24 protein-coding genes and 1 pseudogene are annotated in these 25949 nt (G+C 56.9%); 4 read left to right on the top strand and 21 right to left on the bottom strand.

Going from position 1 to position 25949, the window contains the following annotated elements; translation table 11 throughout:
- Positions 1 to 103: 103 nt before the first annotated feature.
- The 15 genes from gspD to CAG11_RS31005 form a co-directional block, all read right to left on the bottom strand.
- The gene (gene gspD, locus CAG11_RS30935; RefSeq protein WP_085600271.1) at positions 104 to 2305 is read right to left on the bottom strand and encodes a type II secretion system secretin GspD; all 2202 of its coding nucleotides are present in this window, start codon (positions 2303 to 2305) and stop codon (positions 104 to 106) included.
- A gap of 35 nt (positions 2306 to 2340) precedes the next feature.
- Positions 2341 to 2877: a DNA utilization family protein gene (locus CAG11_RS30940; RefSeq protein WP_085600173.1), complete on the bottom strand. Its 537-nt coding sequence runs from the start codon at positions 2875 to 2877 to the stop codon at positions 2341 to 2343.
- A complete protein-coding gene (gene gspM, locus CAG11_RS30945) occupies positions 2874 to 3473 on the bottom strand; it encodes a type II secretion system protein GspM (protein ID WP_085600175.1) in 600 nt (199 codons plus the stop codon). The genes CAG11_RS30940 and gspM overlap by 4 nt, the downstream gene beginning before the upstream one ends.
- Positions 3448 to 4545 (bottom strand): PilN domain-containing protein, encoded by a 1098-nt coding sequence (locus tag CAG11_RS30950; RefSeq protein WP_085600177.1) that lies wholly within the window; start codon positions 4543 to 4545, stop codon positions 3448 to 3450. The genes gspM and CAG11_RS30950 overlap by 26 nt, the downstream gene beginning before the upstream one ends.
- Positions 4542 to 5255: a type II secretion system protein GspK gene (locus tag CAG11_RS30955; protein WP_085600179.1), complete on the bottom strand. Its 714-nt coding sequence runs from the start codon at positions 5253 to 5255 to the stop codon at positions 4542 to 4544. Before CAG11_RS30955 ends, CAG11_RS30950 begins: the two co-directional genes overlap by 4 nt.
- A complete protein-coding gene (locus tag CAG11_RS30960; RefSeq protein ID WP_085600181.1) occupies positions 5252 to 5863 on the bottom strand; it encodes a prepilin-type N-terminal cleavage/methylation domain-containing protein in 612 nt (203 codons plus the stop codon). The genes CAG11_RS30955 and CAG11_RS30960 overlap by 4 nt, the downstream gene beginning before the upstream one ends.
- Positions 5860 to 6240 carry a type II secretion system protein gene (locus tag CAG11_RS30965; RefSeq protein ID WP_085600183.1) on the bottom strand — a complete coding sequence of 127 codons (381 nt, stop codon included), beginning with the start codon at positions 6238 to 6240 and terminating at the stop codon, positions 5860 to 5862. The genes CAG11_RS30960 and CAG11_RS30965 overlap by 4 nt, the downstream gene beginning before the upstream one ends.
- Entirely contained in the window at positions 6237 to 6701 is a 465-nt protein-coding gene (locus tag CAG11_RS30970; protein WP_085600185.1) for a GspH/FimT family protein, read from the bottom strand. The genes CAG11_RS30965 and CAG11_RS30970 overlap by 4 nt, the downstream gene beginning before the upstream one ends.
- A gap of 2 nt (positions 6702 to 6703) precedes the next feature.
- Entirely contained in the window at positions 6704 to 7126 is a 423-nt protein-coding gene (gene gspG / locus CAG11_RS30975; RefSeq protein WP_053129952.1) for a type II secretion system major pseudopilin GspG, read from the bottom strand.
- Positions 7127 to 7138: 12 nt separating this feature from the next.
- Positions 7139 to 8350, bottom strand: coding sequence for a type II secretion system inner membrane protein GspF (gene gspF, locus CAG11_RS30980; protein WP_085600187.1), 1212 nt, complete (start codon positions 8348 to 8350; stop codon positions 7139 to 7141).
- A 2-nt stretch (positions 8351 to 8352) separates the two neighbouring features.
- Entirely contained in the window at positions 8353 to 10053 is a 1701-nt protein-coding gene (gspE, locus tag CAG11_RS30985) for a type II secretion system ATPase GspE (protein WP_085600189.1), read from the bottom strand.
- A 70-nt stretch (positions 10054 to 10123) separates the two neighbouring features.
- Positions 10124 to 10720, bottom strand: coding sequence for a phospholipase C accessory protein PlcR (gene plcR, locus CAG11_RS30990; protein WP_085600191.1), 597 nt, complete (start codon positions 10718 to 10720; stop codon positions 10124 to 10126).
- Positions 10721 to 10737: 17 nt separating this feature from the next.
- Positions 10738 to 12927 (bottom strand): phosphocholine-specific phospholipase C, encoded by a 2190-nt coding sequence (locus CAG11_RS30995; protein ID WP_085600193.1) that lies wholly within the window; start codon positions 12925 to 12927, stop codon positions 10738 to 10740.
- A gap of 414 nt (positions 12928 to 13341) precedes the next feature.
- Complete coding sequence (gene plcR, locus CAG11_RS31000; protein ID WP_158091452.1) at positions 13342 to 13785, bottom strand: phospholipase C accessory protein PlcR; 444 nt, start codon at positions 13783 to 13785, stop codon at positions 13342 to 13344.
- Positions 13786 to 14143: 358 nt separating this feature from the next.
- The gene (locus CAG11_RS31005) at positions 14144 to 16150 is read right to left on the bottom strand and encodes a neutral/alkaline ceramidase (protein WP_085600197.1); all 2007 of its coding nucleotides are present in this window, start codon (positions 16148 to 16150) and stop codon (positions 14144 to 14146) included.
- A gap of 1132 nt (positions 16151 to 17282) precedes the next feature.
- Between CAG11_RS31005 and CAG11_RS31010 the strand changes: the two genes are divergently transcribed.
- Positions 17283 to 18575, top strand: coding sequence for a site-specific integrase (locus CAG11_RS31010; protein ID WP_177409203.1), 1293 nt, complete (start codon positions 17283 to 17285; stop codon positions 18573 to 18575).
- Between the two features lie 15 nt (positions 18576 to 18590).
- On the opposite strand, the gene CAG11_RS31015 is transcribed toward CAG11_RS31010, so the two are convergent.
- On the bottom strand, positions 18591 to 19106 hold the full coding sequence (locus CAG11_RS31015; RefSeq protein ID WP_085600199.1) for a hypothetical protein: 516 nt from the start codon (positions 19104 to 19106) through the stop codon (positions 18591 to 18593).
- Positions 19107 to 19190: 84 nt separating this feature from the next.
- Here CAG11_RS31015 and CAG11_RS34275 point away from each other — a divergent pair, with 84 nt between their 5' ends.
- The 3 genes and pseudogenes from CAG11_RS34275 to CAG11_RS34285 all read left to right on the top strand — a co-directional run bounded on the left by CAG11_RS34275 (position 19191) and on the right by CAG11_RS34285 (position 20197).
- Complete coding sequence (locus tag CAG11_RS34275; RefSeq protein WP_085600201.1) at positions 19191 to 19475, top strand: helix-turn-helix domain-containing protein; 285 nt, start codon at positions 19191 to 19193, stop codon at positions 19473 to 19475.
- A gap of 52 nt (positions 19476 to 19527) precedes the next feature.
- A pseudogene (locus CAG11_RS34280) lies at positions 19528 to 19632 on the top strand (VOC family protein); the annotation flags it as partial.
- 139 nt (positions 19633 to 19771) lie between these two features.
- Positions 19772 to 20197 carry an antitoxin Xre-like helix-turn-helix domain-containing protein gene (locus CAG11_RS34285; protein ID WP_085600203.1) on the top strand — a complete coding sequence of 142 codons (426 nt, stop codon included), beginning with the start codon at positions 19772 to 19774 and terminating at the stop codon, positions 20195 to 20197.
- Positions 20198 to 20778: 581 nt separating this feature from the next.
- Here CAG11_RS34285 and CAG11_RS31040 read toward each other — a convergent pair.
- The 5 genes from CAG11_RS31040 to CAG11_RS31055 all read right to left on the bottom strand — a co-directional run bounded on the left by CAG11_RS31040 (position 20779) and on the right by CAG11_RS31055 (position 25915).
- Positions 20779 to 22224, bottom strand: coding sequence for a DEAD/DEAH box helicase (locus CAG11_RS31040; RefSeq protein ID WP_218191793.1), 1446 nt, complete (start codon positions 22222 to 22224; stop codon positions 20779 to 20781).
- A complete protein-coding gene (locus CAG11_RS33945) occupies positions 22125 to 22583 on the bottom strand; it encodes a hypothetical protein (RefSeq protein ID WP_218191794.1) in 459 nt (152 codons plus the stop codon). The genes CAG11_RS31040 and CAG11_RS33945 overlap by 100 nt, the downstream gene beginning before the upstream one ends.
- Before the next feature lie 224 nt (positions 22584 to 22807).
- Positions 22808 to 24019: a DUF3800 domain-containing protein gene (locus CAG11_RS31045; protein ID WP_085600206.1), complete on the bottom strand. Its 1212-nt coding sequence runs from the start codon at positions 24017 to 24019 to the stop codon at positions 22808 to 22810.
- An 18-nt stretch (positions 24020 to 24037) separates the two neighbouring features.
- Complete coding sequence (locus CAG11_RS31050) at positions 24038 to 24406, bottom strand: hypothetical protein (RefSeq protein WP_085600208.1); 369 nt, start codon at positions 24404 to 24406, stop codon at positions 24038 to 24040.
- 321 nt (positions 24407 to 24727) lie between these two features.
- On the bottom strand, positions 24728 to 25915 hold the full coding sequence (locus CAG11_RS31055; protein WP_085600210.1) for a Fic family protein: 1188 nt from the start codon (positions 25913 to 25915) through the stop codon (positions 24728 to 24730).
- Positions 25916 to 25949: the final 34 nt, after the last annotated feature.

A 25949-nucleotide genomic window follows, 5' to 3' on the forward strand; every position in this document is an offset into this window, starting at 1 on the left:
AAGAGGCCGCGCCTGATGCTGGCCATCCTTAGCACCCGGGCGAACCAGTACACGAGCGATCTGGAGTCGAGCCTCTTCAGCCAGGCCCGGTGTCGATCAGGCTTCAGAGTTTTTGCAGTGGCTGGATAAGCTGGAAGCGCTGGCGATACTCATCCGTCACCTGGCGCGCCTCGCTGTTGCCGGTGATCACGCGAGGGGTGATGAGCACGATCAGTTCCGACCGGTCGTCATTGCGGATGGTCGTACCGAACAACCACTTCAGCCCCGGCACCTTGCCCAGATACGGCACGCTGCGATCGGCCTCTGCCTGGTTTTGCTTGATCAGGCCTCCCAGCAGGACAGTCTGGCCGCTTTGCACGGCGACTTGGGTAGACACCGCGCGGGTCGAGATGGTGGGGTTGGCCGGTGGCGTCGCCGTGGTCCCGGTTCCGCCGCTGGCGGGAGTCGTGGCGTCGCTGACCTGTTGCTGAATGTCCATGTACACCAAGCCGCCGGGGTTGATGCGTGGCACCACATTGAGGATCACCCCGGTCTGCACGTACTGCACGGAGCTGGTCTGGATGGCGCCGACCCCGGTATTGATGGTGGTCTGGCTGATCGGGATGTTGTTGCCCACCTGGATCCGCGCTTGCTGGTTGTTCATCACCACCAGCGATGGCGCCGACAGCACCTTGGTGTTGCCGCTGGTTTCCAGCGCTCGCAAGGCCACCTGGAAGTTGTTGCTGACAAAGGAGTAGAACAGCGAAGCCGATCTCACCTCGACGCCGCCTCCGCCCAATGCACCCTGGCTGCCCGTGGTGTTCTGCACGCCAGGAGTGGTCGAGTTGCCCGCCAGGTTCCCCAGGTACCATTGCACGCCTTGCTCCAGGGAGCCGGTCAGGCTGACTTCCAGAATGCGTGTTTCGATCTGCACTTGCAGGGGGGGATTGTCCAGACGCTGTATCGCCGACTCGATTTCAGCCCATTGCGCCGGCCGGCTGCGTACCAACAGTTGGTTGCTGCTTTTCTGGGCCGTGATGCGCACTGAATTGTCGAATGTCTCGTTGCTCGTGGCGTTTTCGGCCTGCTCCTGGTCCTCGCTGCTGGCCTCGAACTCTTCTTCCGGCTGTGCCGCGTTGGTGCCTTCGGCGTTGCCGTTACCACCGATCCCATTGATCCCCGATGGCAGGCCTGAAACATTGCCGCTGCCGTCATTGCCAGTGCCGTAACCATTGCTCGACAGGGTGACCGTACGCAGGCCGGGTGCTACCTGGGCGGCCGGCTCGTCGGTGATTTTCGCATTGCCGTAAATCTGTCGCAGGTACTTGGCAAGGTCGGTGGCCTTCATGTTGCGCACGTCGTACACATACATTTGCGGTTCATTGCCGCCGCCCTGGTCAATGGCTTCGATCCAGCGCCCGACATCACTGAGGTACTGCGGCTGAGAAGAGATCACCACGATGGAGTTGGTGCGCTCGATCGGCAGGAAACGCAACATCCCGGCCAGCGGTGTCGCGCTTTGCGCTCCGAACAAATGCTCAAGCTCGGGCATCAACTTGCTGACGTTGGCGTGCTTGAGCCCGAAGACGCTGACGGACATGCCCTTGAGCCAGTTGACATCGAAGGTGTCGATGGTCTGCTGATAGTTGTTCAGTTCATCGGGAGTGCCCGCCATGATCAGCAGGTTGCGGGCGGCGTCGACCTGCACGAAGGCATTTTCCCGGGCCATGGGTTGCAAGAGCTTTTGCATTTGCGGTGCGGAAATATAGTTGAGCAGAAAGAACCGCGCCGTCATGCCGCTGCCAGGTTGTGGCAATGCCAGCTGCGGCGCGAGCCGGCCGGCGAGCGCCGTGTTCGCCGGCAGCACAACGTAGCTGTCGTTCTGCCGGATGATGGCGTTCCTGGTCAGTGCCAACAGGGTTTCCAGGATCGAGAAAGCCTGGCTCTTGTCGACGGGCCTGGAGGTCGAGAAGGTGACGTCGCCCACCACACCCGGGGCGATGCTGTAGTTCTCCTTCAGCACATCACCGAGGATGGTGTTGGCCACGGCCTGGATCGAGACATTGGCGAAGTTGAAGGTGACGCCTGGCTCTTGGGATGCCCTAGCGGCATGGGGCAGCGCTGACGGTTTCTTATTGATGAAGTGCTGGTTGCCCTGGACAACCCGGGTCGTGGTCGGCGGTGTGATGATCGCCAGTGGCGGTGCTTTCGGCGCCGGGATCGGCAGCGGCGCGCGATCAGTACCGGTGCCGGACAAGGCCTCTTTGATCAACCTGTCGTCCCGTGCGCTGTCGGTGGCCGGTGTCGTACAACCACAGAGCGCCATCGCGCCGGCCAAGCCCGTGTAGATGAATCGTTTTCTCACAGATCGCTGTCCTTGGGAGTGTCAGGCAAAGAGGGGAGAGCCGGTGTGTTCTGCGGCACTTTCAATAGCAGCAGCTTCAACGTTTGGGTGTTGGCACCCTGGGTCAACGAGACGTGTGTCGGTTCGATCCGCTCGACTCGCCAGCCATTGGGCAGTTGTTGCTGTTCGAGGGCCGCCAGCTGTTGCCCGTCGCTGGTCTTGAAGAAGGCCTTGCGCAGGGCTCCGGAAGCGATGACGCCGGTCAGGCTCAGGCCATTGAGCGACGCTGGCGCCGTCTCGGTGGCTGGGGAGGGTGACGGGTCAGGCTGCCTATGGGCGTTGAACAGTGGTTTTTTCCAGGTGTATTCATGCGCTGCCAACGCTACGGGCATGGGCTCGGCAGTGCCGGCGGCTTTCACCGGGGCAGCCGATGGATCGAGTGGAGGGAGCCACTGAACCTCGGTGCCAAAGCCGTTGAGCAAGATCAGGAGCAACCCCAGCAGGCCCAGTACGGCTGCACTCAGCCAACGAAGCGAGGGCGGGAAGCGCGTCATGGCGTCGCTCCTTTTGGCGTTGGGTTTTGCAGGTAAGCGCTGATCAGCAGTTGCGCGGCCAAGCGATTTGCGCTGGCAAGCTGGCCCCGGCTTTTCTCGATCCGCAAGGACTCGATGAACAGCGAGACTTTGCCGTTTTCCAGGCGGTGCAGCAGGCCGGCCAATGGCTCGATGGCGCATTCGAGGTTGATCCGCACACTGACTTGCCGATAAGGCCCTTGCTGGGTGACCGGCACCGGAATTCGATTGGCCAGCGTGCAGCCACTGCCCACCGTGGCGAATACCTGCAAATCGGCGGCGATCAACTGCATCAGTTGTGCGGTGGCCGTGCCCATGTCGGAATCGGCCAGCAGGTTTTCATTGCCCACGGATGAGCGCCCGATCTGAGCCAGCGAGTTCTCCAGCGCAGGCCGTTGGCCGGACAATGCCACGTAGCGTTGCTGGTTGTGGCGTAGCAGCGCCATCTCATCGGCAATGGCCAACAAAGGCTGGCTGAACCAAACATGCAAGGTCAGAAAATACCCCCCGACCAGGCTCAAAGCGGCCAAGGCCAGGGCCAGGGCGCGCTGGCTAGCGGGAGTTGGTCGCAGGCGCATGGCTGGCCTCCGCTTTGCGTAGGGTGGCGAGCATGCTGAAGCGGTCCAGGCCGGTGACAAGGTCTGGCTGGATGGCGCCCTGGAAATTGATGCCTTCCAGGCTGCGGCAGGCTTTCATGGCACTGATCAGGGCGCTGGCCTGGCTGCTTTGGCCGGTCAGGCTGACCTGGCCGTCCGGGTTGATATTCAGGGACTCCAGGGTGGTGTTCAGCGGGATGCATTGGCTCAACTCATCGAGCAGCGCCGCCATCGAGGTGGTTTGTGCCCGGCGTTCCACGACATAGCGTTGAGCGTTGAGGGTGTCGTCGATCTGCTGATTGAGCGCCTGGACCTGTTGCGTTTGCCGTTGCAGGGCCTTGACCTGCTGCCGCATGTCTTCAAGGGCCTGCTGACGGTTGTGCAGCCAGAGCTGCAGGCCGGCCAGCGCCAGGACCAGGGCGACCAGCGCAAGGGCCGGAGCTGGCCGCATCAGCGAGCGGCGTCTGCGGGTGCGGCGATGGGGTGCCAGCAAGTCGACGTGCAACCGTGTGCCGTGCTCATCCAGTACATCAACCGCCATGATCGAATGACCAGCCTGTTGCGCCTGATCGAGCAGCGTATCCAGCCGCTCACGCCTGACCACGGCCAGGCGAATGCGAATCAGCGAGTCGTGGGCAGAGGGCAGGCGGACACAGTCGAAATAGACCTGGCTGGCCTTGAACGGGGTGTACTTGTCCATCTCGTACGACAGCATGGAGCTGAGGTCCTGGGCCACCGCCGCCGGCAGGGACACTTCATGGAGCAAGCGCTGGTGCGGCAGCAGGATCAGGACCGCTGCAGCAGATGTCGATGGCGCGAGGGCTGGTTGCAGTTGCTCAACGTCCCCGGTCCAGAAATGGTCGTCCCGGGAAAACAGCAACGGTTGTTTTTTCTCGGGGTTGATCCTGGCTCGCCAGGAGGCGGGCAGGCAGGCCAGGAGCTCTGCCCGCCACCAGGCAAGGAATCCAGGCAGCGGCGACCCTCGCCAGCGCAGCAGTAGCCAGCGGATCAGCGGCTGTAGCCGGTCAGCCAGGGGCTGGATCAGCAGATTCATTCTTTCCAGCGCAGCACCCGATACGGTCGTTGACCGCTTCCTTGTGGTGAAAGAAAAACCACGGCCTCCAGGGAAGCCGAAACCTGATTCTCCAGCGTCGCCAGGACTCGCACATTGACCACCGATTCGGGGCCCCGCTGCAGCGCGACCTTTGGCCGTGACAGTTTGAGCAAGGCCAGCAGTTCGGGGCTGGCTGCATCCACATCCGGCACCGTGAGGCCGGACCAGAGCGTGAGGTGCGGTAGCAAGCGCTCGTACAGGCGCGGCTGCATGCCGGGTAACTGCTGCAACTGTTCGAGCGCTTTGAGGGGGCCGGCACTGCGCTGTTGGCCCAGGCTTTCACTCCATTGCCGAGCCTGCCCGGAGGTTGCGCCGAGGCCATGGGCCAGGCGCGCGAAACTGTCCAGCGCGGCAAAATTCAGATCCAGTTTGCCGCGCTCGCTGCTGACTTGGAGGCTCAGCGTGGCCTGCTCAAAGGGCAATGAGTAAACACGCCCGTCAGCCACCGTGCGCGGCGGATAGGCAAACAACCCTTCGACCGCCAACGCCAGGCCCGCTTGCGCGGCCAGCAGGGCGCGGCTGTGTTGCAGTTCAAAAGCGCTCTGGCGGTTTTCCAGGCGCAGGATCTCGACCAGGCTGCCCATCATCAGTCCCAGCAGGGCGATGGCCCACAAGACCATGATCAATGCGGCGCCGCGCTGGCGGCTCATGGGGTCACCTCGGAATCCAGGCGCAAGGCCACGATTTGCGTGGGCCACAGGTCGGCTTCGCGAGTATCGACGTCGATACGCACGGCCTGGGGCAGCCGGTCCGGCCAGGGCCAGCGCTCCAGCCAGTCGGTCGGCTGGCGGTTGGGGTCCAGGCCTCTGTAGCTCAAGCGCAAGTCCTGAACCTCCTGCACCAGTATCTGGGGATTGCCCCAGGGGTGTAGCCCATCCGGGCGGTCCTGGCTGAAACTGATTTGCAGGCGACTGGTATCAGCCGGGCCGGCCACCGCTTCAAGGGTATGCACCTGGACACCAGCGGCGAGTTGCCCAGGCATTGGAGAAACGAAACGCATGCGTTGTCGCTCTCCTTCGAATACCCGTTCCTGATCCGCCGCGTGGCCAAAATCCTCGGCCAGCGCCTGTTGGAGTGCGCTGCGCAGAAAGTTCTGCGCGGTCCTCACTTGGGTCAGGCGATCGGTGTGTTTTTCGCTGAGCAGCAGCAAGTGGTTACCGGAGCCCAAGGCGGAACCGATCAGCACCATCAGCAAGCCGAGGAAGCTCAGGGCGAGCAGCACTTCCAGCAGCGTAAACCCGCGCTGGCCTTGCCTCATGGCAGGCTCCCCGCTGGATGCTTGATGGCCTTGAGCGTGACGAAGCGTTCATGCCGGCTGCCCTTGACCAGCATGAGTTCTAGCTGGGAGAGCACAATGGCCCCCTCATCCCGAAGCGGGGTGGCGCTCAGGCGCCATTGGATACCGTCGCGGGTACCTTCCAGGTGGGCGCCGCTGCCCAGGCCTTCTCCATATTCGGCCATCAGCGAAGTGGCCATCAGGGCCATTCGGGTTGTCTGCCCATCCCGCACCAGTGCCTGGGTGGCGTAACCCAGGGTGTTGAGTACGACTGCAAACCCAATGCCCAGGACGACGATCGCCGCGAGTAATTCGACCAGGGTAAAGCCACGCTGCTGGCGGGGAGGCAAAGGCGTCATGGCTGTTGCCTATCTCGCCAGTCGACCCGTCCGGTGAGCCAGTCGATATCGATACGCGTCGCTTGGTTGCCGCGCGCCAGGTACAGGTGCCCGCCAGTGGAACCGCCGTTGGGGTAGAAGGTGATCAGCCCGACTGCCCCTTCATCGCTATCGGCAGTGGCCGCCGTCGTCAGGCGCAGGGTCATGCCATCCGGCAATTGGCGCGGTGCCTTGCCGGGCAGCTGATAACTGTTGCGCAGTACATCCAGGCGCAGGGAGGCTGGTTGTCCTGCGCTGATGGCTTGGCTTCGGACCTGGCGCAACGCCAGGCTCAGGTCACGCTTGACCTGGCGCTCCTGGGCGCTCTTGAGCCCCTGGGAGATACCCGAGGCCAACAGGCCGAAACCCACGGCAACCATGAGCAGCACCACCAGCATTTCCAGGAGGGTGAAGCCCTGTTGAACCGGCCGCATGGCAGGCATGGCTATTCCCAACTGCCCAGGTCCTTGCTGTAGCCGTCACCGCCGGGCTGGCCGTCCTGACCGTAGAAAATCAGGTCGAACGAACCGTGCTGGCCGGGTGCGCGATAGCCGAATGCATGGCCGAACGGGTCCTTGAGATCACTGGCCTTGGCATACGGACCGCTCCAACTGGCGGCATTGGCGGGGCGGGCAAGCAGCGCATCGAGGGTGCGCGGCGGTGACCCGACGTCCAGCGCATAGCTTTCGATTTTCATCGACAGGCTGGCCAATTGCGCCTTGCCGGCACCGTACTTGCCCTTGTCGACATTGCCACCCACCTGGCGAACGACGATGGTCGCGACAACGCCGAGCAAGACAATGACCGCCAGCATCTCCAGTAAAGTGAGGCCGCGCTGGCGCTTGGGCAGTGAACGAGCTGTTTTCATTAACGTCTCCGGTCAAAGGTTACTGGTCAGGCTCATCAGCGGCAGCATGATGGCCAGCATGATCACCGCCACCAACACCGCCATGACCACGGTCAGGCTCGGGACCAGCGCGGCCAACAGGCGGTCGATGCTGCGCTTGGCTTCTTCATCGAAAATGCTCGCCACTTTCAACAACATGCCATCGAGTTTCCCGGACTCTTCACCCACTTCGATCATCTGGATCGCGAGGTCTGGCAACAGTTGTTCGGTTTCCAATGCCGTCGACAACCGCTGACCGTCCTTGACCTTGACCGTGGCGTTTGCCACGGCGGCGTTCATCGCCAGGTTACTGGCGACTTGCCGGCTGATGTCGAGGGCATTGATCAGGGGTACGCCCTGGGTCACCAAGGTGCCCAGGGTACGGGCGAACCGTGCGCTTTCCAGGCGTTTCAACAAGCCGCCGGCCAGGCGTGATCGCAGCAGGTATCGATGCCATTTCAAGCGATTTCCGGGCCGGCCCATGTAGCTCAGCGCTGCCCAAGCCAGCCCGAGAAGCAGCGCCAATGCATGCAGGCCATAGCTGGAAAGAAACTGCCCGAGGTCGAGGATCAGCTGGGTCAGCAGCGGGACAGGCACCCCCAGGCCGTCGAAAATCGGCACGAACTGCGGGACCACATAAGCCAGCAGCAACACCAGTGAGCCGAGCACACCCACCACCAGGAAGGCCGGGTAAATCAAGGCGTTGATGACTTCAGTGCGGATGGCCTGGATCCGTTCCAGGTAGCTCGCCAGTTGCCCGAGGCTTTGATCCAGCACCCCCGCGGCTTCACCGGCGTGAACCAGGCTCAAGTACAGCGGGGTAAAGGATTGCCGTTCGACGGCCATGGCCGCTGACAGCGTCTGCCCGGCCTTGACCCGGTCGCGAATGCGTTCGATCAATTGCCGAGCCGCTGGTTTGCCGGGTTGTCGGATCAGGATACCCAGCGCCCGTTCCAGCGGCTGGTCAGCCCCGAGCAACGTCGCGAGTTGCTGGGTAAAACGGCCGAGTTCTTCGCGACTCAAATGGGACGGGCGCAACCAGGAGGGGCGAGGCAAACCCGAGGCGCCGCTGGCGCGTTGTACCCGCAGGACCAGCAGGCCACGCTCTTGCAACTGGCTCGCGGCGGCCTGCGGGTCGCTGGCTTCAAGATGGCCGTTCACGGTGTTGTGGTCGGCGTCCAATGCCTTGTATCGATACTGTTCCATGGTCAGTCATTGCGCGTGATGCGCAATACCTCTTCCAGTGAGGTGATACCCGCCAGGGCCTGGCGCAGGCCTTCTTCATGCAAGGTGCGCAAACCGGCAGCGCGAGCGGCCTGCTCCAGGGTAGCAGCGTCGGCGTGGCGCATCAGCAGCGAGCGGATTTCTTCATTCATCACCAACAATTCGGTGACGGCACTGCGTCCGCTGTAACCGGTTCCCGGTGCATCGGCCCTGGGCCGGTACAGCCGGATCGGACGCTCATCGGTGTAGCGATCCAGCTGGTGCTCGGCGATTAGTTGCGCCGGCGCCTCAAAGGCTTCGCGCCATTGCGGGTCTAGCCGTCGCACCAGGCGTTGAGCAAGGATCCCGGTGACGGTCGAGGCGATCAGGTAGCTCTCCACACCCATGTCCAGCAAGCGGGTAATGCTGGCCGCGGCGCTGTTGGTGTGCAAGGTCGACAACACCAGGTGGCCGGTCAATGACGATTGAATGGCGATCCGGCAGGTTTCCAGATCGCGTATTTCACCGATCATGATCACGTCCGGGTCCTGGCGGACGATCGAGCGCAATGCGCCGGCGAAGTCCAGGCCTATGGCCGGTTTTACCTGAATCTGATTGATCCCGGGCAATTGGTATTCGACAGGGTCCTCGACGGTGATGATTTTCCGTTCGCTGGTATTGAGCCGGGTCAGTGCGGTGTACAGCGTGGTGGTCTTGCCCGAGCCGGTGGGGCCGGTCACCAGCAGAATGCCATGGGGGCGCTCGAGCAAGCCGAGGAGCTGCCGGAGCCGCTGGCCATCGAAGCCCAGGCTGGGAAAATCGAAGGTCACCTGCTCGCGGTCCAGCAGCCGCATGACTACCGATTCGCCGTGACGGGTCGGCACCGTCGAGACCCGCAGGTCCAGCTCCTTGCCTTGAATCCTCAACATCATGCGTCCGTCCTGGGGCAGGCGTCGTTCGGCAATGTCCAGGTGCGCCATGATCTTGATCCGGGAAATCACCGCTGCCGACGAACTGACCGGAGGCGCCTCGCCTTCCTGCAAGGTTCCATCGATGCGGTAACGCACCTTGAGCTGGTTTTCGAAGGGTTCGATATGAATGTCCGAGACGCCCAGTTCGACCGCTCGCTGCAACAACAGGTTCACGATCCGGATCACCGGGGCTTCGGAAGCCAGGTCCTTGAGGTGTTCGATATCGTCGGTCTTGTCGACGCTCTCACCGAGGTTTTCGATCAGCGTGCCCATGGCCGAGCGGCCCTGGCCGTAATAGCGTTCGATCAATTGTTCAATCTCACTGCGCAGGCCAATCGACAGGCGCGCCGTGAGCTGGCTGGCATATTCCAGAGCCAGGATCGGATAACGCTGGGTCGGGTTGCTCACCAGTATGTGCAGTTGCTGGTCGAAGGGCGGCAAAGGCACCACCCCGTAGTGTTTCAGGAACCGTGGCGAGACGTCCGGCAGACCACCTTCCAGCGGCGGCGCGTCGCTGCCATGCAACAAGGGAATGTCGAGCAGGGTCGACCAGGCCGTTGCCAGGTCTTGTTCCGAGAGCCGGCCAAGTCGAATCAGCAGCTCGGGCAGCTCGTGTTGTTGCGCGTCGCCCTCTAGCTGCCTGGCTTGTGCCACTTCGGCCCCTTTCAAGTGCCCCTGTGTTACCAGCCAGTCGATAGCTTGCGTGGTCAGTGTGGGTGAGTCGGCTATGGCCATCAGCGGATTCCGTGGGTGAGCAGACCTTGTCACCCCATGACTGCCGTGCGTCACGGGGTAACAAGGTGCCTTAATGGCTCAGCGGCTGTGGGGCACTGCTGCCGAAGATCTCCAGGCGCAGCGCCTTGAGTTTCTCCTCGATGGCGGCGCGCCGTGCCTCGTCGCCGTCGACGGTCTTGAGTACTTCGTCAATCGCCTGGTTCGCGGCCTGCTGGTAGGTCTCCAGTTGCTGGCGCTGGGCAAGCGAGGGGAGGGCCGGTGGTGTGGAGCGGTCTTTCATGTCCATCCAGATGCTGTAGTTCAGGCGCTCCTGTGACTTGGGGTCGGACTCGATGTTTGGCGTCAGTCGTTCGACCTGGGCATAGGCGGTCTTCAATTCCTCGCCGTTGCTGACCGAGGTTTTCAGCTCGTTGATCAAGCGCTCGGCGGTCTGCCGGCGCTCAGTGGCCGACAAGGTGTTGGCGGTTTGCGAAAACGAGGTGATTTGCTGTTCCAGCGACGCTGGCGCTTGGCTGTCGGCGGCTGGCGCAGGCACGGCCGGCTTGGCATCGCTCACTGGGCGCGAGGCGACGCTGTGCGCTTGTTCCACGACGCTGTCCACCGGCTGGCGAAACAGCACCAGGTAGGCGATCAGCGCCGCACACACCGCTAAAAGAATGGCTTTCATCTTGAAGGTTCCTTTCATCAGGACGGCATGATGTCCAAGAGTGGATCGGTGCGGCTTGGCAAACCGGTTTCAACATGCCCAGCGAGCCGTCGAGAGAAGTTGCTTTCGGTGTTGGTGGCTGTGAGGGTCAGGTCATACCAGCCGGAACTGCTGCGCAGCAACCAGGAATCGCTCAGGCTTTGACCCGGCTTGAGTTCAAGGGTGTGAACCGTATCGCCCTTGTACGCGGGGTTGGATTTCACCGTCACCGTACAGGACAGTACCCCGGTATTTTTGATCGTCAGGACAATCTGCGCCCCCTGGTAGCTGACTGAAACCTCAGGCCGGGCGAGGGTCTTGGCCAACTGGTTATTGCCGGTAAATTCCCGATAGAAGCCATTCGGTGCACGCACTTCAAAGCCGTAGCGACCGTTCGCGTCGATACGGTCCTTGAGGTTTTCAATGAGCGTCTGGCCGCGGCTTCTAAGGTTAGTTGCCGCATGGATATCGTAGCTGGTCACCGTATAGAACGCCGGGGCGCCCCGTTCGTTGGAGTGCACCTGGAAGACCGCAGCCGAACGTGCGTACGGGTTTTCCGGCAGGGCCATGCCCTCGTTTCTCAAGTTGAGCAGCAGGCTGCCATCGCTGGCGGCGACGCTGACCTCGGCATGTAGCTGGTAGGGCACTGCCAGGGCGTCGCGCTGGCCGATTTCCTGGCCCGGCAAGGTCGTAGGGTTGGTGTAATAAGGGTAGGAGCGATAGTACTGCTTGTAGTAGGCGTCATCCTGACGAGCTTTGGTTTCAGTCAGGTTGGTCAGGTTGGCAGGAACGCTGCTATCGGTTTTCCCGGTGAAGTCGAAAAGCGAGGTCAAGTCACCGCAAACCGCCCGGCGCCAGGGGGAAATATTGTCCGCGGTAACGCCGAAGCGTTTTTCGAGGAATCTGAGCACAGAGGTGTGATCGAAGACTTCGGCACTGACCTTTCCGCCCCGGGACCACGGCGATATCGCCAGTACCGGCACGCGCGGGCCCAAGCCAATGGGCAACTGGGTGGCGCTTTCGATTTCGCCTTGGGTGTCGACGGCCGAAAGGCCGGTGCCCGGTTTCCATGGTGGTACGGCAGCGGACACGTGGTCGAAATAACCGTCGCCTTCATCGTAGTTGATGATGAATACGGTCCTGGCCCAGACCTTGGGGTTGCTGGTCAGGGCTTCGAGAATCGTCGATACGTAGTATTCACCGAAGGAGGGACCCCACCAAGGGTGTTCCGAATAACAGTACGGCGGCACGATCCACGACACTTGCGCCAAGGTGTTGTTTTGCACGTCTTCGCGCAACTTGGTCACTCCGCGAGCGACCATGGCTCGTTGCCATAAATCGGAGTCGGGTTTTGATTCCTTGAAGCGTTTAAACCAGGCCAGGGCATTGCAGTCGTAATTGTTGTCGGCCTGTATGAGCCACTTCCATTTGAGATCGAGGTAGAGCCACCAGAGTGAAGACGACTGGTAGCCGCCTTCCTGGTAAATACGCCAATCGATATTGGCTTCGCTCAGGCGTTCGGGGTAGGTGGTCCAGTCCACAGAACCACTTACACCCATGGTGCCGTCGCCCATGCTGTTGGTGTATTGGACATTCTTGCCATCGCCGGTAGGCGCAGTGCGGCCGGTCATGTGATACAGGCGATTGGGGTTGGTGGGGCCCATGATCGATTGGTGATAGGCCTCGCCCAGGGTGAAGGCGTCTGCCAGGGCATAGTAGTACGGGATGTCATCCCGCTTGAAATGGCCCATGGCGGTGTAGTCCTGGATCGCCGTCCACCGGTCGTTGCGGCCTTCGTTCCAGGTCCCGTGAAACGCCGACCATTCGTGGTTCTGCGAACCTAACCATTGGGCGTGCACGTTCTTTGTATCGAAGTGATAAGGCAGGTATTCGGTGGTTTTGTAGGTTTGATGCATCACCGACTTGCCATCGGCGCGCTTGAGAACCCGAGGGTCGTTGAATCCACGAACGCCATTGAGGTGGCCGAAGTAATGATCAAACGAGCGGTTTTCCTGCATCAGGATGACCACATGGTCGACATCCTGCAGGGTGCCGCTGCGCACATCCGGCTCAATGGCCAGTGCGCGTCGTATGGTTTCGGGAAAAAGTCCGGACATTCCGGCCAGCGCTGCAGCTTGTGCACTGCCTTTCAAAAAAGTACGACGATGAAACTTTGGGGCGTCTGTCATCGATAAGCTTCCTGTAAGGTGCGTTGGGGAAGCGCCCTCATAAAAGGTCGACCTTATTGTTCTTTCTTGATGTTTTTATTAAATGGAGCGCTATTTTCTCGACGTTTCAGGCGCACGCGCCAGAGTCATGCTCTGCTGCAAATTTAAGTTCTGGCATTTCAGATGCGACAGTCACTCATAGTAAAGACGATACCCAGGCAGCTATTCAAGGCATAAGTTTCAGCAAAGGATAAGATGCACTTTTATGGGGCATGGCTATTTTTTGACCAAATAAGCGCTTTCCTGCAAGAGGCTCCTATCGCTTCTAATCTGAGGGCTACGACGCAAATACCACCAGGGCATTAAAGGACAAAAAGCGGACTTTGAAAGACAGATATTTGATTTTTAAATAGTCGACGCCATGCTACCTGCCGTTTATTGCAACAGAAACTGAGGTTCTTCCATGCCAAAGATCTGCTTACGCAGTGCGCTGAGCCTTTCTTCGATAAGGCTGTGCTGTTGCTCTTCGTCTTCAACGCTACCGAGCACCTCGTCAATCACCTGTTCAGAGGCTTTCGCGTAGAGGCCGATCTGCTCGCGCTGAAGGGAGGAGGGCAGCGGCGGCGGGGTATGGCTGTCCTTGAGTTCCATCCAGAGCTTGTAGTTCAAGGCCTCCAGAGGCTTGGGCTGGGGCTCGATGTAGGGCGTCAGTTCCTGAACGTGGGTGTAGGCCTGGTTCAGGTTCGCCCCTTTGGCGACGGCGCTTTTAATCTCATCTACCAAGTTTTCCGCGCGTTGCTTGCGCTCCGCCTCCGATAGCGTGCTGGCAGATTGAGAAAACCTGGTGATGTTGGCAACGAGCACTTTGATGTCGATCATGGTCGGTCCCTGAAGAAAGAGCGCGTGTGTTGTCGAACTTGAGCCAAAAGCCCCTATACGTAGTGGCCGGTAGAGTAGGGTACAAATATTACAAAACAACTCATCAATATACAGGCTTCCGGGTAAGACCATCACTTACCGATAATGACCGATGGGTCAGAATGACAACGAATCAAGAGAGGCCCGCAAGTAGGGTGGCGTTATCTTGGGTGGCGATATTGCAGAGGTCATTTTGAAAGCGACGGTTATTGATAATAAATACGATGCGAATATCAAGTGCAGGCCAGGGCCAGCACTTGAATTATCCCTGATGAGCAAGAACGAACCCTGCCAGAAGTAACTTGTCACCAACCGAGGGTCAATCAGCCACTACTTCAAATTTTCTAGTAGTTCCTGTAAAGGCGCTGATCGTTCCCCAGACATTCTTCTGATCACCGCCATGGCTGATGTAGTAGTAGCCGGGTTTGGCATCCTGTGGAATATCCCAGGAAATAGTCGCCTTCGATGCAGAAACTCCGACCCGTTCCCAGCGGTATTTGGTTTCCCAGTCGTTGTCGGTCGCCACACGTATGGCCGGTTTCTCACGGGCGGGGTCGGCTGAGGTGTAGTAAACGCTCAGGAAGGTATCTTCGGTATGCAAGTTGTTCTTCGGGTGCCCGGTGACGAAGGCCACCGTCACGGTTTGCCCCCGGTGGTAGATCTTTTCCGGTTGCTGCAGCACATCGCCAAACGAGGTGCCGATGTACGGGGCATCGGTGACGACACCGGTCTGGAAGTTCAACAGGCAGCAGGACAGGTCAGGTGGCTGGGCGGTACTGGCGACCGGCTGATGGTCACGCATGGCGCTGGCCATGTCGGTGAACAGCTGTTGATAGGCGGCCTGGGTCCAGGGGCCGAAGATCGTCGAGCCGCCTTCATACTCCTGGGCACCGTATTCTTCGCGGGTGGTGACATAACTGGAGTAGGCGTTGGCATAACCATTGAAGATCACATGGTTGATGCCCATGGGTGCGACTATGGCTTGTACCGCCCGGCGAATGCGCACACCGGACATCACCGTAAACTCGGCCGGTGCGCCCAGCACGGCGAGCTGGCCGATGCGGAACATCTGGATCGGCAGCACATTGGGAGTCCAGGGGAAGGGTTTCTTGTTGCCAGTGTCGGCCAGTATCTGTTTTTCAGCCTGGCACTTCTTCAGCTCCTTGGACGGCGCACCGGTCAGCAAGCCGCCGAGGAAAGACAGCAGCGGATTATTGCTTTCACTGATGCCCAGCGGACCAGGGCCATCTTCCGTACTGCCGGCTGCCAGACTGCTGCCCAAGGCGGCAATACACAGCGTCTTCGGTGTGCCATCCGTGTAGTCAGGGCGTACGGTCAGGCCGTGGAAGTCGACAAACTGAAAGCGGTTGTCTAGCCCACCGGTCACTTCCTCGGTCGGCCCGGTGGCCAGTTCATAGGCTTTGTTGAACTGCCTCAAGCCGATTTCCTTGGTATTGGCGAACTCGTCCTCAGTCGGCCCGGAGCCTGGACGCAAGTTCAGGTTGGGCGACAAGTTGCCGGCATTGGTCTGGGCAAAGGCGGCGATAAACCCTGGTTTTTTACTGATGTCATGTTCCCAGTGGTAAGACGCATAGCCTTTGTTATCTGAAGAAATCAGATGGTTGTTATTGGTCATGGATGTGCCGTGCACAGGGAACCAGCTGATGACTCCGGCAAGCTCGCCCTGTTGGTCGACGAACTTCAATACCGTCATTTCCGGGTCGATACCGTCTATGTAGCCGGCGACATCCGGATTGCGCTGGTGGGACAGCAGCGACCTGTTCTTGCTGGCGTTGGTGAGATCACCCTTGGCATAAAACAATCGACCAGGTTGCATCTGTCGATGGGCCTGGTCAATTGAACGCACGATGCCATCGACAATCACGTTAAAGGTCTTTTCCTGAAAGCCCAGTACCGACAAGTCGTAGATTGTGTAGTGAGAAAAGCCACCAGGACCTGAGTGGGTGTGAGTAGCCGCCAGCATCACATTGTTTTCGTTATAGACCCCTGGGTATGTCTTCTCCAACTTGCGCAAGACACTTTGCTGCACCGCTTGGAAAATCATGCCCAGGTCGGTGTTGACGTACACCAGCCGCTTGCCCGTGGCTGCATCTTCAATGATGAAAGCCCTCGACCATTGCCGCGTATGAATACCAGCGGTCTTCTGGTCGGTGGAGGAGTACCCCATCATCCCGACTTCCGCTGCCTCGCCGGTAACATCGGCTTTGCCCAAGCCAAATCGATAAGGTTGTTCGCCAGCAAAGCCGGTTGAACATAACAAGCAGGTGATGACAACGAGAACAGAACGATACAGTCGGATACTCATTTGAATCTCCCTGTTTATTGTTTTGTGTGCAAAAGATAACCCCGTGTTGCCAGGCTCGTCGGAAGCGAGCCTGCACTGAAGACCAGGCTGCTGGTCAGAGGCTGGTAGAAACTAGAACAGTCCGGTTCAGAGGGATGGGGTATTTACGGACATAAACGGGACTCTCAGGGACAACGGTTGAGCCCCCGTAGAGCGAGGCCTCAGGAAGAGGCCACGCCTGATGCGGACCAAACGGATTTTGTGCAGCACCCGGGGTGAATCAGTGCACGAGTGATCTGGAATCGAAGTCAGGCTCTGGTTACGAGTGTGGTCTGGTCGAGCATGGACGGGATGGCGTTCAGACAATGACTTATCTGAATACGGGGTGTGGTCCGTCGAGAGGAAGGACGTTAGAAGCGGGTAAGCGGGATCAGCGCTTCAAGCCATATACATAATTTAACATAATATACATTATGCGCATTTATATGCCAGGACATCAGGGCCAGTGCAGACCAGATTTCAGAGCCTGCTTCTGTGAATGTTAGGTAAAAATGGGAACTGTCAGTCAAAAAATATCCTTTTCAAATCAAAGAAATAGAAAATCGCGTCAAATCGCTCAAATCCATTTCAAAGCCAGGCATTGCCCTAACCTATTGTTTTATCTTAAGAAAAATATTGGCTTTAGGTGGCGCAACAAAAAACACACTTAACATTTGAAAATGGAACTGACTGTGGGAAAAACAGGGAAATTAAGCGGATTTTCAAGTTTTGCTCCCTTCAGATCGTAAGGGAATCCATTTTCCTGAAGAAATTTCCCGGTCAACATTTTTCCCTTTTTAACAGTTAAATATGTACCACCACACAGCTCTATCTCGGGCTCTCTAGGTGTTTTTGATCCTCTATTTCCTGCAATTTTCACCATGAATACTACAGAGTCGATGCTATCGCGTACCGACAATCAATCAGCCAAAGTCCTGAGTATGAAAGCCTTGACCTTACTCCAGTTCCTACACTGAAGAAAACGGTGAGCTTAGTAAATGGAGTTATATGCTAGATACCTCTGCAATATCCGATAACTACCAGACCCGGATATTGCATAACTCTCTTGGTACACGCAAGCTAGCTTCACTCCAGAGCCATGTTGGTCCATTAAATGTCACGCCTCCCACAGCCGCTGTTCGACACCTTCGAATGCTTCCATAAACTCAATTTCCTCCAGTTGAGCAACGAGCGCTCTGCTGTCCAACAGTATTTGAAAGGTTTTGATGACAGTAGCTGCGCCATTGACAGTTATCTGGTTGTGCGGAGTTTCTTGAAGTCCTACGCCGGCAACCAGGCAACCTTCAACTCCTTTAGAACACACGTAGAACGCTTGCTGCTGTGGGCATTGATTGTGGCTCGTAAACCTCTCCTGGATCTGCGCCGCTCTGATGCAGAGCAATTTATGGAGTTCTGTCTTAATCCGCCCGCGGACTGGGTCGGCCCAATGATCAAATCTCGGTTCAAACGCATCGGTGGCCGCAAGCGACTTGAATCAGATGAGTACGTAGTGAATTCTGACTGGCGGCCATTCAGTTGCACCGTTTCTAAACGTGAACGCAAACTGGCAACTGAGACGATGAGTGATCTTTCCTCGCGTACTTATCATATGGCCCAGGGTTCTGTGGCTCAGACCTTCGCTGTCTGCGGCAGCTTCTTTCAACACGCGATGGATGAAGGTCTTACGGAAGCAAATCCATTCAGAGCCATCAAGCAGAAGTCGACCTACAAGCAGCGCAATACGCTGGATGTAACATCTCGGTCTTTGACTGAGTTGCAATGGAGCTTCGTGATCGATACTGCAGAACAGATGGCCGATGATGACCCAGCCCATGAACGTACTCTGTTTCTCGTGGCAACACTCTTTGCAATGTACCTTCGCGTATCTGATCTCGTTGGGCGCGACAACTGGCGTCCAACGATGGGAGATTTGCGACGGGATACTACGGGCAACTGGTGGTTCCATGTTGTCGGTAAAGGTAACAAAGCTGCCAAAATCAGCGTAAGAGATGAGTACGTCGAACGCTATCTTGTACGGTATCGCCATTTTCTAAAGCTGTCTCCCCTACCCTCACCTCAGGAGAACACGCCACTGATTAGCACTCTCAAGGGACGCAGCGGGCTGTCAGACAGGCATGTACGGCTGCTTCTTCAAACAGTCTTTGATCGCGCCTTAGAGCGAATGAGTTGTGAGGGCTGGAGTGATGATGAGGTTGACCAACTCCGCTCTGCCTCGCTTCATTGGCTACGGCACACAGCCGCGACGTTCGATGCCCCCTTTCGCGATATGAAAGATCTTCAAGCAGATTTGCGTCATAACAGTCTGAGCACAACGCAAAATACCTATTACAACAGCTTAGACGAACAGCGAGCTAGATCAATAAAGGGATTGAAGATACAGAAATGATCCCCGCAATAGCTATTAAGGCTCCTCTGCATCTTCAGGAAAATTCACCGCATTCACTATGCGAGCAATGACGGTCGACAGCCACTTCTGTTGAGCGAGCAACTCGGAAGTATCTGTGCAGCAGACCTCACAGAGTGACCGCCATTCAAGGATGTCAGATGGAGCGATCTTAGCGTTATCTCTAAAGACAGAGTCTGACACGAGACGATATGCGTATGTGTCGATGTCAGATGTATCTGAATTCAGGAGTTTAATCCGCGCAAAATCAACGATGGTTTCAGCGGTCCATCGTGAAGTGCCGTTCAGTTCCGGATGGATTGCTAATTGAGCACTCACGATAGTGCTTTCTGAATCAGGACGGTCGATCTCATGAAAGAGATCAATCAGATCTTGCCCTGAGGAGCGTTTGACTATCCCTACTCCTTTCTCCGGCTGAGAGACGTTAGCAATTGCTACAAAGATCATCGTTGAGGGGCCGTGTTCGCCGCTCGTCGTGGATGCTTGGCGGGTCTTACTCTGAGACTCAGGCATGAAGCTCTCCTCAAAATGAACACTATAGATTGTAGTCCTATAGGTTTCAAAAAGGCTTCATCGTTCCTTTTGTGGATAAGCACAATGGAACTCAGGGAAGCATTCGCCATCGCCTTACGTAAATCACGAGTACGTTGTGGCTTGACCCAAGAGGATTTCGGGATAATCAGTAGCAGAACATACCTAAGCACGCTTGAGCGAGGCCTCAAAAACGTGAGCTTAGAAAAAGCTGCCGAGCTCGCCCAAAGGATGGATATGCATCCCCTTACCCTCTTCGTTGAGAGCTTCTTGCTTCTCGATCCACATACAGATTTAGACTCTCTGTTTGAACGTATTCGACATGAGATCGATACGAATCAGAATCCTTAGCTCGATAAGCTTTCAGCTACGATGCCTATCGTAAAGGCTCGATCCACTGAGAGGTGCACCAGGGCTGCGTCCTCAGTACTCTCCAAATTATTACGGTGCTTACATCAGAGACCTCGACGGCAACAAGATATGTTGTGTATGTCACAGAGCAAACTGACCTTCGACTTCTGGTTGCCGACCCAGCAGGTTCTGAGTCACTGTGCAGACGCTTACCTTGAACAGGCTATCAGAGAGCAAGCACAATAGGAGCACAAGCCGTTAAGCTATAGGCTTGTGTAGTAACCTCTGGATTGAATATGGCCTCGGCCCAAGCAGTGCTCTCAAGGTGCCAAGCGTTCGTTGGCTTGAAAGCTTGTCTACGTATCACTCAGAAATGGCGAGCCACTCCCAGCCAAGCTTGTCGGATTTTACGCATATCCCCCCATACCTATCGACGAGTGCTTGGCGGTAATGGTGACTCGTTGAGACTCGACGTAGACCAGCTGTACCGCATGAGTTTGGTGCTTAACATACATGCTGCGCTGAAAATGACCTTCGGCAACGATCTCAATGTCTATAGATTTCCCTCTCTGAGTAATCACAATGATTTCTTCAATGGCCGAACTCCTTTGGAGATAATGATTCAGGGTGATTTCATTTCATTATACGAAACTTGTCGACGCATCGAGTTACTGCCGCTGATTAGCTTTTTTGATGTACGAAACGGGCGACGGCAATCATGAAAGGTATTGGCATAAGCTTGCGACGGCGACTAACGGATCATGTCTGCGCGAAGTGTCCTTATGAGCCGAGTAAACTCCATCTCAACGTGCATCTCTTCACGCTCGTCATCCGGTGAAATAGCGCGTATCGCCTCCCGATACTGCTCAAGTCCGCTTGCGGCCTGAGATATCAGATGTCGAGTCCATGCATCAGGGGGCGATGGCAATTCCAGGCCGCCTCTCTCATCCAGTGTCACTTGCAAGTCATAGGGAAGGTGCATGTTCAAATTTCACTCCTGCGGGGGGGAATGGCCACTGAAGAATGCTACCAAACGTGATTATGTGAACAGTGACTCAAGACACGGCCAGTGCGCTGGCACAGTGTGTACAGCTACGCAGGCGGTCGCATGTCTTGGATCGCCTTGAGCTTTTCTATGTCTCGTCCAATTATTTTCTTCGCACAGTCTAGGCAGTAGTGATCCCAGCTCCGGCCGTTTCTGACCTTCAGGCGCACATCACCCTTCTCTATACGGTGCTTGGCACTGGCTTGGCAGTTATGGGCCTTGCCAGCGGTGTCTATTTCAACATGGGTAACGAGCGACTTAATTGCCACCGAACACCTCCGTTACGGCTGCCGCAAGGATGCCGTCGAATCCTTGATCAATCCGCTCGTGCATCGCGCGCGAGAACTCGTGCCTTTGCCCCGTTCCCATACCAACAAAGGTATTTACCTGATTGTTGATGGCAGCAATCATCACGATCAAGTTCATCCTACCGAGACGTCGCGTGTCGAGCTCGCGGCCATTCGGGTTGATGCCCCGCTCGCCTAGAATCCGCCCAGCTGCTGTTCGAACTCGAATCGGAAGTCCGTCTCGCATCGCCTGCCTCTCACGTACACGAGTTGTCGTCAGTGGCTGCAAGGTCTGGTAAGCAGCCGTAACGTCGTCCGCGGTATAGCCGCGCTCCTGCAGCACGCGAAGGGCCGCCAGTGCTTCATCATCCAGCAGAAGCGGGATTTCCTCGACGTGCACATCGGACTGGCTGCGCACCTCTACGACGTTCAAGTCATGGGGAACCGGCTCCATCTGTCGCTCGGCGGGAGCATGATCTGGGTAGACTTCCTCCACCGGCAGTAACTGGTCGAAATAGTCGCGGTCGGCTTCGCTGAACTCCTGGAAATCGGCCCAGCGTCTGGCGATGTTTGCGCCGGCATGGAACACGACGACGCCTTGGTTGAGGACGTGGCCGGGAGCGTTCTGCAGAATGACTCGCATGATGCGGCCAACGAACTGAACGAACGGGGATAGATTGCTGAAAATGCTGAACACGGCAGCCACGGACAGGTAGGGATGATCGAACCCTTCGCCGAGCTTGCGTACCTGGACGATCACGTCGAGCTCGTGGTTTTCCAGCCGCTGCATCACTCTATGGTTCGCTGGCGCGTTCTCTCGCGAATGCACGTAGCTAGCGCGTAGACCCCGTGCGACGTAGGCTTCGACAACTTGCCGGCAGTGCTCGTAGTTGAGGGCCGAGGCGATAATCTTCAGTCGGACCTCGCCAGTTTCATCGCGCAGCCTGCGTAGCTCACGGATGGAAGCGTCCGCGATGGTATTTAGCGTTTCGGTAGAAGTTACGATGCTGCGCCGGAAGTCGGCGTCCTCCTCGCCCAGCCTGCGTACCTCGGCAAGTCCCACCTCAATCTCCTGACCGTCTTCGCGGCGCACGTAACGGAGTGTGCGCGGGTTCAGTTGCACGGCCTTAAGGCGTTTAACGTAGCCTTCGCGGATGGCTTCAAAGATAGGATACGTGTAGATAACGCGCCCCTCCATGAGCTGGCCATCGGCGCGCATCGGTGTCGCGCTGAAGTTGACGATCTGCGCTTCGGGGAACTGCGCCTTGAGGGCCTGCCAGCTCTCGGCTACGCCGTGGTGGCCTTCGTCGACCAGAATCAGATCAAAGTAGTCAGCCGGTAGTTGACGCAGCCAGCGGTTTGAGTCGCCGCCCTGGAGTTGCTGAATATTCGTAATAACGACGTGCGCCTCGTCCAAGTCTGCCCGGTTAGTCGTCGTCCCTCGGATTTCGACAGGTTCAGGATAGGGGGCGCCGGCGAGCACCGCGCACTTCTGTAGAACATATTGGGATTGGAAGGGTCGAAATCACTGACCAACTGCTGAGCGATGGCGACACCTGGCGCGACGACCAGCGTTCGTCGCGAACGGAAGGCAAAGGGCGATATCGTGATGCTCCCGGACTTGCCACATCCAACCGGCAGTATGACCGCGAATTCACGCTCCTCGCCACCCGCCGCGAAAAGTTCGTTCAGGGCGAGGAAAACGCCCTTCTGGGGCGCACGGATACGTTCGTTGTTCTCGATGAGTGGCTTGCGGTCCTGAAATGGGTTTGTCATAAGGGTCCTTCCTTTAGGGGTGAGAGCGCTGTGTTACAACGGCCGAGCTGATCACACAAGATATGCTCAAAATGGCATTTTCAAGAACCCTGAAGCTACAGACCAGTCGCTCAATGCTATCCGACGCAGAGCGTGATAGCCTATTCGTTCTGGTCTGGTCGCAGAACTTTTAGTATCACGCCAAGACACGCGCAATCATTGACCTGGGTTTGATTTTCGTCGATTCAACTATCTTTCAAACCTTCCTCAGTCTTTATCACGTATCCGTCAGGAGCAAAAGCGTCAAGAGAGCTCGGTAGCCTCTCGAGATCTAAAAGCCTAGCCGCCTTGATGATGTCGTACTCTCCCCCACTGCTTAGTTTGTAGACCTCACGGGCCTTTTTTACGCGCTCGAGCAGTGGCACGACCACACCAGATGCCATTTCAAGAAAGTCGTTAATATCAGCCCTAGTTTGGGGGATTTTGTAACCTTTGGACGTGCTCGTAATAATAACTTCAGCGTCCCGCAGCTTAGCAATACCACTTGACCTAACCCGTTGTTCCGTTAAATCACCAAATCCTCTTTCACCTAAATGAGTCAGGATGCTGGCTGTTGGGATGTAGTCCTTCGTAACAAACTCACTTTGGAACCTCAAATAGTCCAGAATACTGAGTTGCAGGCGTTCGTCCTCGTCCGGGCATTGTCCGGCCCGCTCAATGAAACGATCTGCCTGACGGAGAGCTTCCTGATGCACTTGGTAATCAGCGTAACTGGACTCATCCATGGGTGGAGGAAGAAGTAAGTTGAATTTGGGTGGCCATTCCAGTAGACCCAAGGTCTGCTCGCGGAGAATCTTTTTGTAGATCTGAGCGGCCTCGCTAGAAGCCTTCTGCTCATAGATCTGAGCAACAGATCCCGCGAAAAAATCAGCGACTTGAATCAGGACGTCATCCTTACTGGATTTCGTCTGAAACGCATGGTCGTCTCCAAAAAGGTCATCGACATAGCGATCTTGGACGTAGGCCTTTAAACTTTCTTGAAACTCAACCCCGCCATGCTCATCCACGGTCATTTGGAGGTTGCGGCAATTTCTGAAAAGTCGACCATAGAGCAATCCATTTATGTGCTTTATGAACGAAGTTTTGAATTGTAGGCCTCCGTCTTTGTAGATGCGTTGCTTGTCCACGACCACGAAATAAAGTTTGATCGGCAGCTCTGCAAGGTCGGTCAGGATACGGCCCCTTCGGTCAGCGTCTTTCACTCGCACTTTGCTGGACTTTATCTCGCCGGTCTGAAAGTGTTGTCGACGAAGCTCATCGGCACGTTGATAGACTGCTTGTAAGTCTTTCTCAGTGACAAGGATGGAGCACACCACGAAGAAGCCAGAGCTACCCGCCTTGGATGTGTCTAGATCAGAGTTACCCGACTCATCAACGTAGGCATACGTTCTGTCCAATCTAGGAGTTCTCCCTCATCAGTAGTCGGCTGTGCTGCTACCTGGTGCGAGGCCTTCACTGAAGGTGTAATTGATGACCACATCATTGCGAATTAGGACATCCAGGGTCTTCTGTGTACCGACAGTGGTGACCTTCATTGTCACCACATAGCTCTGGGCATGGGCAGAGCCACTTGTGTAAGTATAGATCCACTTCTCATCGGTCTCGCTCACCGCACTTTTCGTGTACGGCTCACCGAACATCGCTTTCAGTTCGGTGGTAGTGGTTTTTCCTTTGCTAATGCTTGCGACGCTCGCCGATGGAAAGTCGCGCCCTGCGGTATAGTGGGACGTGGCGCAAGCACCGAGCAATAAACACCCCCCAATAACAACAGTGAACCTATTCATAGTCTTCCTTGAAAATCGGTGAAGCTCGAGCTTATCTCACAGGAAGGCCAAGTGCCACCAGTCCATCTTTTCAGTCAGCATGTCAACGCTGTATAAACGCTCGCCTTTTGCTAATTGCATCTCCGGCGATAAGCACCTATCACCATGAAGTGTATGAACGCGAGCGTTCTGCACTCACTCCTTACTCTTGGGACTGGCCAGGTCACTTCTTATCCGAACAACGTAAAGAGCGTCCGCAATGGATCGCCCGGCTGTCAAGCTCGGTAGATAGTGGCCAGTAGCAGCTGCTAGAGAGATCGCGCGCGAGTTCGATCGGCACACCTAGCCCATTTGGAAATGCAGATTCGGAAAGATCAATCCGGCGAAGTGTGCGGGCAAACCGGCTTCCACCGTGCGGGATCTGGGAGTATTACCGATCACTATCCCTGCTTCGATCAAGCGGCCCAGTTCTTCCGTTGCAAGCCGATCCTTCAAACCTGTGAACATCTTAAACTCCGCACGCGGCATCGCACCCTGGGTGAGCAAAGCCACCACTGCAGCTGCACTGGTGGGCCTAATGCCGGAACGGTGTAGCTCAGGATCTGTTGAGAACACATGAACAAGTCGCTCGCGAAGCCTGGCTGGATTTAGGGAGGTCGTCATGTACTCAATCTGGTCGTGGCAGACATCCAGCATGAATTCGATGAAGTTGAAGTAGTGACGCTGTGAGAGCTGGCCACGTCCGTCATAATCACCTTCACGAGGGCGATCAGCTAAAGCTAAGAAGCGATAGTACTCATCCTGTCTCCGAGCTAAGCCTCTAGACAGTGACCAGAGGAAAGGTTTTAGCCCGAGATGAGCTAGCTGTAGGTGGGTGAGCATCCGAATCACCCGGCCATTGCCATCAAGGAAGGGGTGGACCAGGGCTAACCGATGATGGCCTGCCAAAGCAGCAATCAGCTGGCGCCGTGAATCCCTTAATCTTCCAAAGTGCAACTGCAGGTGCTGAAGCATGGGCAATACAACGCTGGCAGCAGGAGCGATATGCCCGCCAACCTGGACCTGCTCATTCTCTTCAGTTCGCAGTCTGCCTGGTTCCATTATGCGACCATCATCCAAGGTCAACTCCTCTCTGGAGGCGGCCCTGAACAGTCCGCGATGGATAGCAGCAATTAACTTAGGATTGAATACGGCGGAGAAGCTATCCACTGGCCGCATGCGAAGCAGCCGCTCCATAACCTCTTGTTGCGTCATATGCTGGACGGCAAGGTCTTTGAACCCCTTTCTTTCCTGACTCGTTGCTGTGCGAGCAGCCTGGAGGTCGGCGATCTCAGTTCGATGCCCTTCAATTAGGTTCGAGAAGTAGGTATTGGTGATGTGCAACAATCCTACTAGTTGCTTCGATGTCTCATCAGCGAGCCGCCCAGCAAGAAATTCTGCCTTGCGCGGTAATAGATCTGCCGCCTGGATGATTGAGTCGGGCAGATTTTCAGGTAGTACTGGGTCAAGGTACGTTTTCGAGGTAATCATCGTTTTGCTTCCAGCGAACATAAACTACTGTCTT

Source organism: Pseudomonas sp. B6(2017), from assembly GCF_002112765.1.
Lineage (GTDB): Bacteria > Pseudomonadota > Gammaproteobacteria > Pseudomonadales > Pseudomonadaceae > Aquipseudomonas > Aquipseudomonas piscis.

What these genes read in the sequence shown, in the direction of transcription:
- gspG (WP_053129952.1), bottom strand. Translation starts at nt 7,126, where the DNA reads ATGAAAACAGCTCGTTCACTGCCCAAGCGCCAGCGCGGCCTCACTTTA.
- CAG11_RS30970 (WP_085600185.1), bottom strand. Translation starts at nt 6,701, where the DNA reads ATGCCTGCCATGCGGCCGGTTCAACAGGGCTTCACCCTCCTGGAAATG.
- CAG11_RS31015 (WP_085600199.1), bottom strand. Translation starts at nt 19,106, where the DNA reads ATGCCTGAGTCTCAGAGTAAGACCCGCCAAGCATCCACGACGAGCGGC.
- CAG11_RS30955 (WP_085600179.1), bottom strand. Translation starts at nt 5,255, where the DNA reads ATGAGCCGCCAGCGCGGCGCCGCATTGATCATGGTCTTGTGGGCCATC.
- CAG11_RS34285 (WP_085600203.1), top strand. Translation starts at nt 19,772, where the DNA reads ATGGCCTCGGCCCAAGCAGTGCTCTCAAGGTGCCAAGCGTTCGTTGGC.
- CAG11_RS30960 (WP_085600181.1), bottom strand. Translation starts at nt 5,863, where the DNA reads ATGAGGCAAGGCCAGCGCGGGTTTACGCTGCTGGAAGTGCTGCTCGCC.
- CAG11_RS31050 (WP_085600208.1), bottom strand. Translation starts at nt 24,406, where the DNA reads ATGAATAGGTTCACTGTTGTTATTGGGGGGTGTTTATTGCTCGGTGCT.
- CAG11_RS30950 (WP_085600177.1), bottom strand. Translation starts at nt 4,545, where the DNA reads ATGAATCTGCTGATCCAGCCCCTGGCTGACCGGCTACAGCCGCTGATC.
- CAG11_RS31010 (WP_177409203.1), top strand. Translation starts at nt 17,283, where the DNA reads ATGTCACGCCTCCCACAGCCGCTGTTCGACACCTTCGAATGCTTCCAT.
- gspM (WP_085600175.1), bottom strand. Translation starts at nt 3,473, where the DNA reads ATGCGCCTGCGACCAACTCCCGCTAGCCAGCGCGCCCTGGCCCTGGCC.
- CAG11_RS31055 (WP_085600210.1), bottom strand. Translation starts at nt 25,915, where the DNA reads ATGATTACCTCGAAAACGTACCTTGACCCAGTACTACCTGAAAATCTG.
- CAG11_RS30995 (WP_085600193.1), bottom strand. Translation starts at nt 12,927, where the DNA reads ATGACAGACGCCCCAAAGTTTCATCGTCGTACTTTTTTGAAAGGCAGT.
- plcR (WP_085600191.1), bottom strand. Translation starts at nt 10,720, where the DNA reads ATGAAAGCCATTCTTTTAGCGGTGTGTGCGGCGCTGATCGCCTACCTG.
- CAG11_RS34275 (WP_085600201.1), top strand. Translation starts at nt 19,191, where the DNA reads ATGGAACTCAGGGAAGCATTCGCCATCGCCTTACGTAAATCACGAGTA.
- CAG11_RS30940 (WP_085600173.1), bottom strand. Translation starts at nt 2,877, where the DNA reads ATGACGCGCTTCCCGCCCTCGCTTCGTTGGCTGAGTGCAGCCGTACTG.
- CAG11_RS30965 (WP_085600183.1), bottom strand. Translation starts at nt 6,240, where the DNA reads ATGACGCCTTTGCCTCCCCGCCAGCAGCGTGGCTTTACCCTGGTCGAA.
- plcR (WP_158091452.1), bottom strand. Translation starts at nt 13,785, where the DNA reads ATGATCGACATCAAAGTGCTCGTTGCCAACATCACCAGGTTTTCTCAA.
- CAG11_RS31005 (WP_085600197.1), bottom strand. Translation starts at nt 16,150, where the DNA reads ATGAGTATCCGACTGTATCGTTCTGTTCTCGTTGTCATCACCTGCTTG.
- gspE (WP_085600189.1), bottom strand. Translation starts at nt 10,053, where the DNA reads ATGGCCATAGCCGACTCACCCACACTGACCACGCAAGCTATCGACTGG.
- gspF (WP_085600187.1), bottom strand. Translation starts at nt 8,350, where the DNA reads ATGGAACAGTATCGATACAAGGCATTGGACGCCGACCACAACACCGTG.
- gspD (WP_085600271.1), bottom strand. Translation starts at nt 2,305, where the DNA reads ATGGCGCTCTGTGGTTGTACGACACCGGCCACCGACAGCGCACGGGAC.
- CAG11_RS33945 (WP_218191794.1), bottom strand. Translation starts at nt 22,583, where the DNA reads ATGACAAACCCATTTCAGGACCGCAAGCCACTCATCGAGAACAACGAA.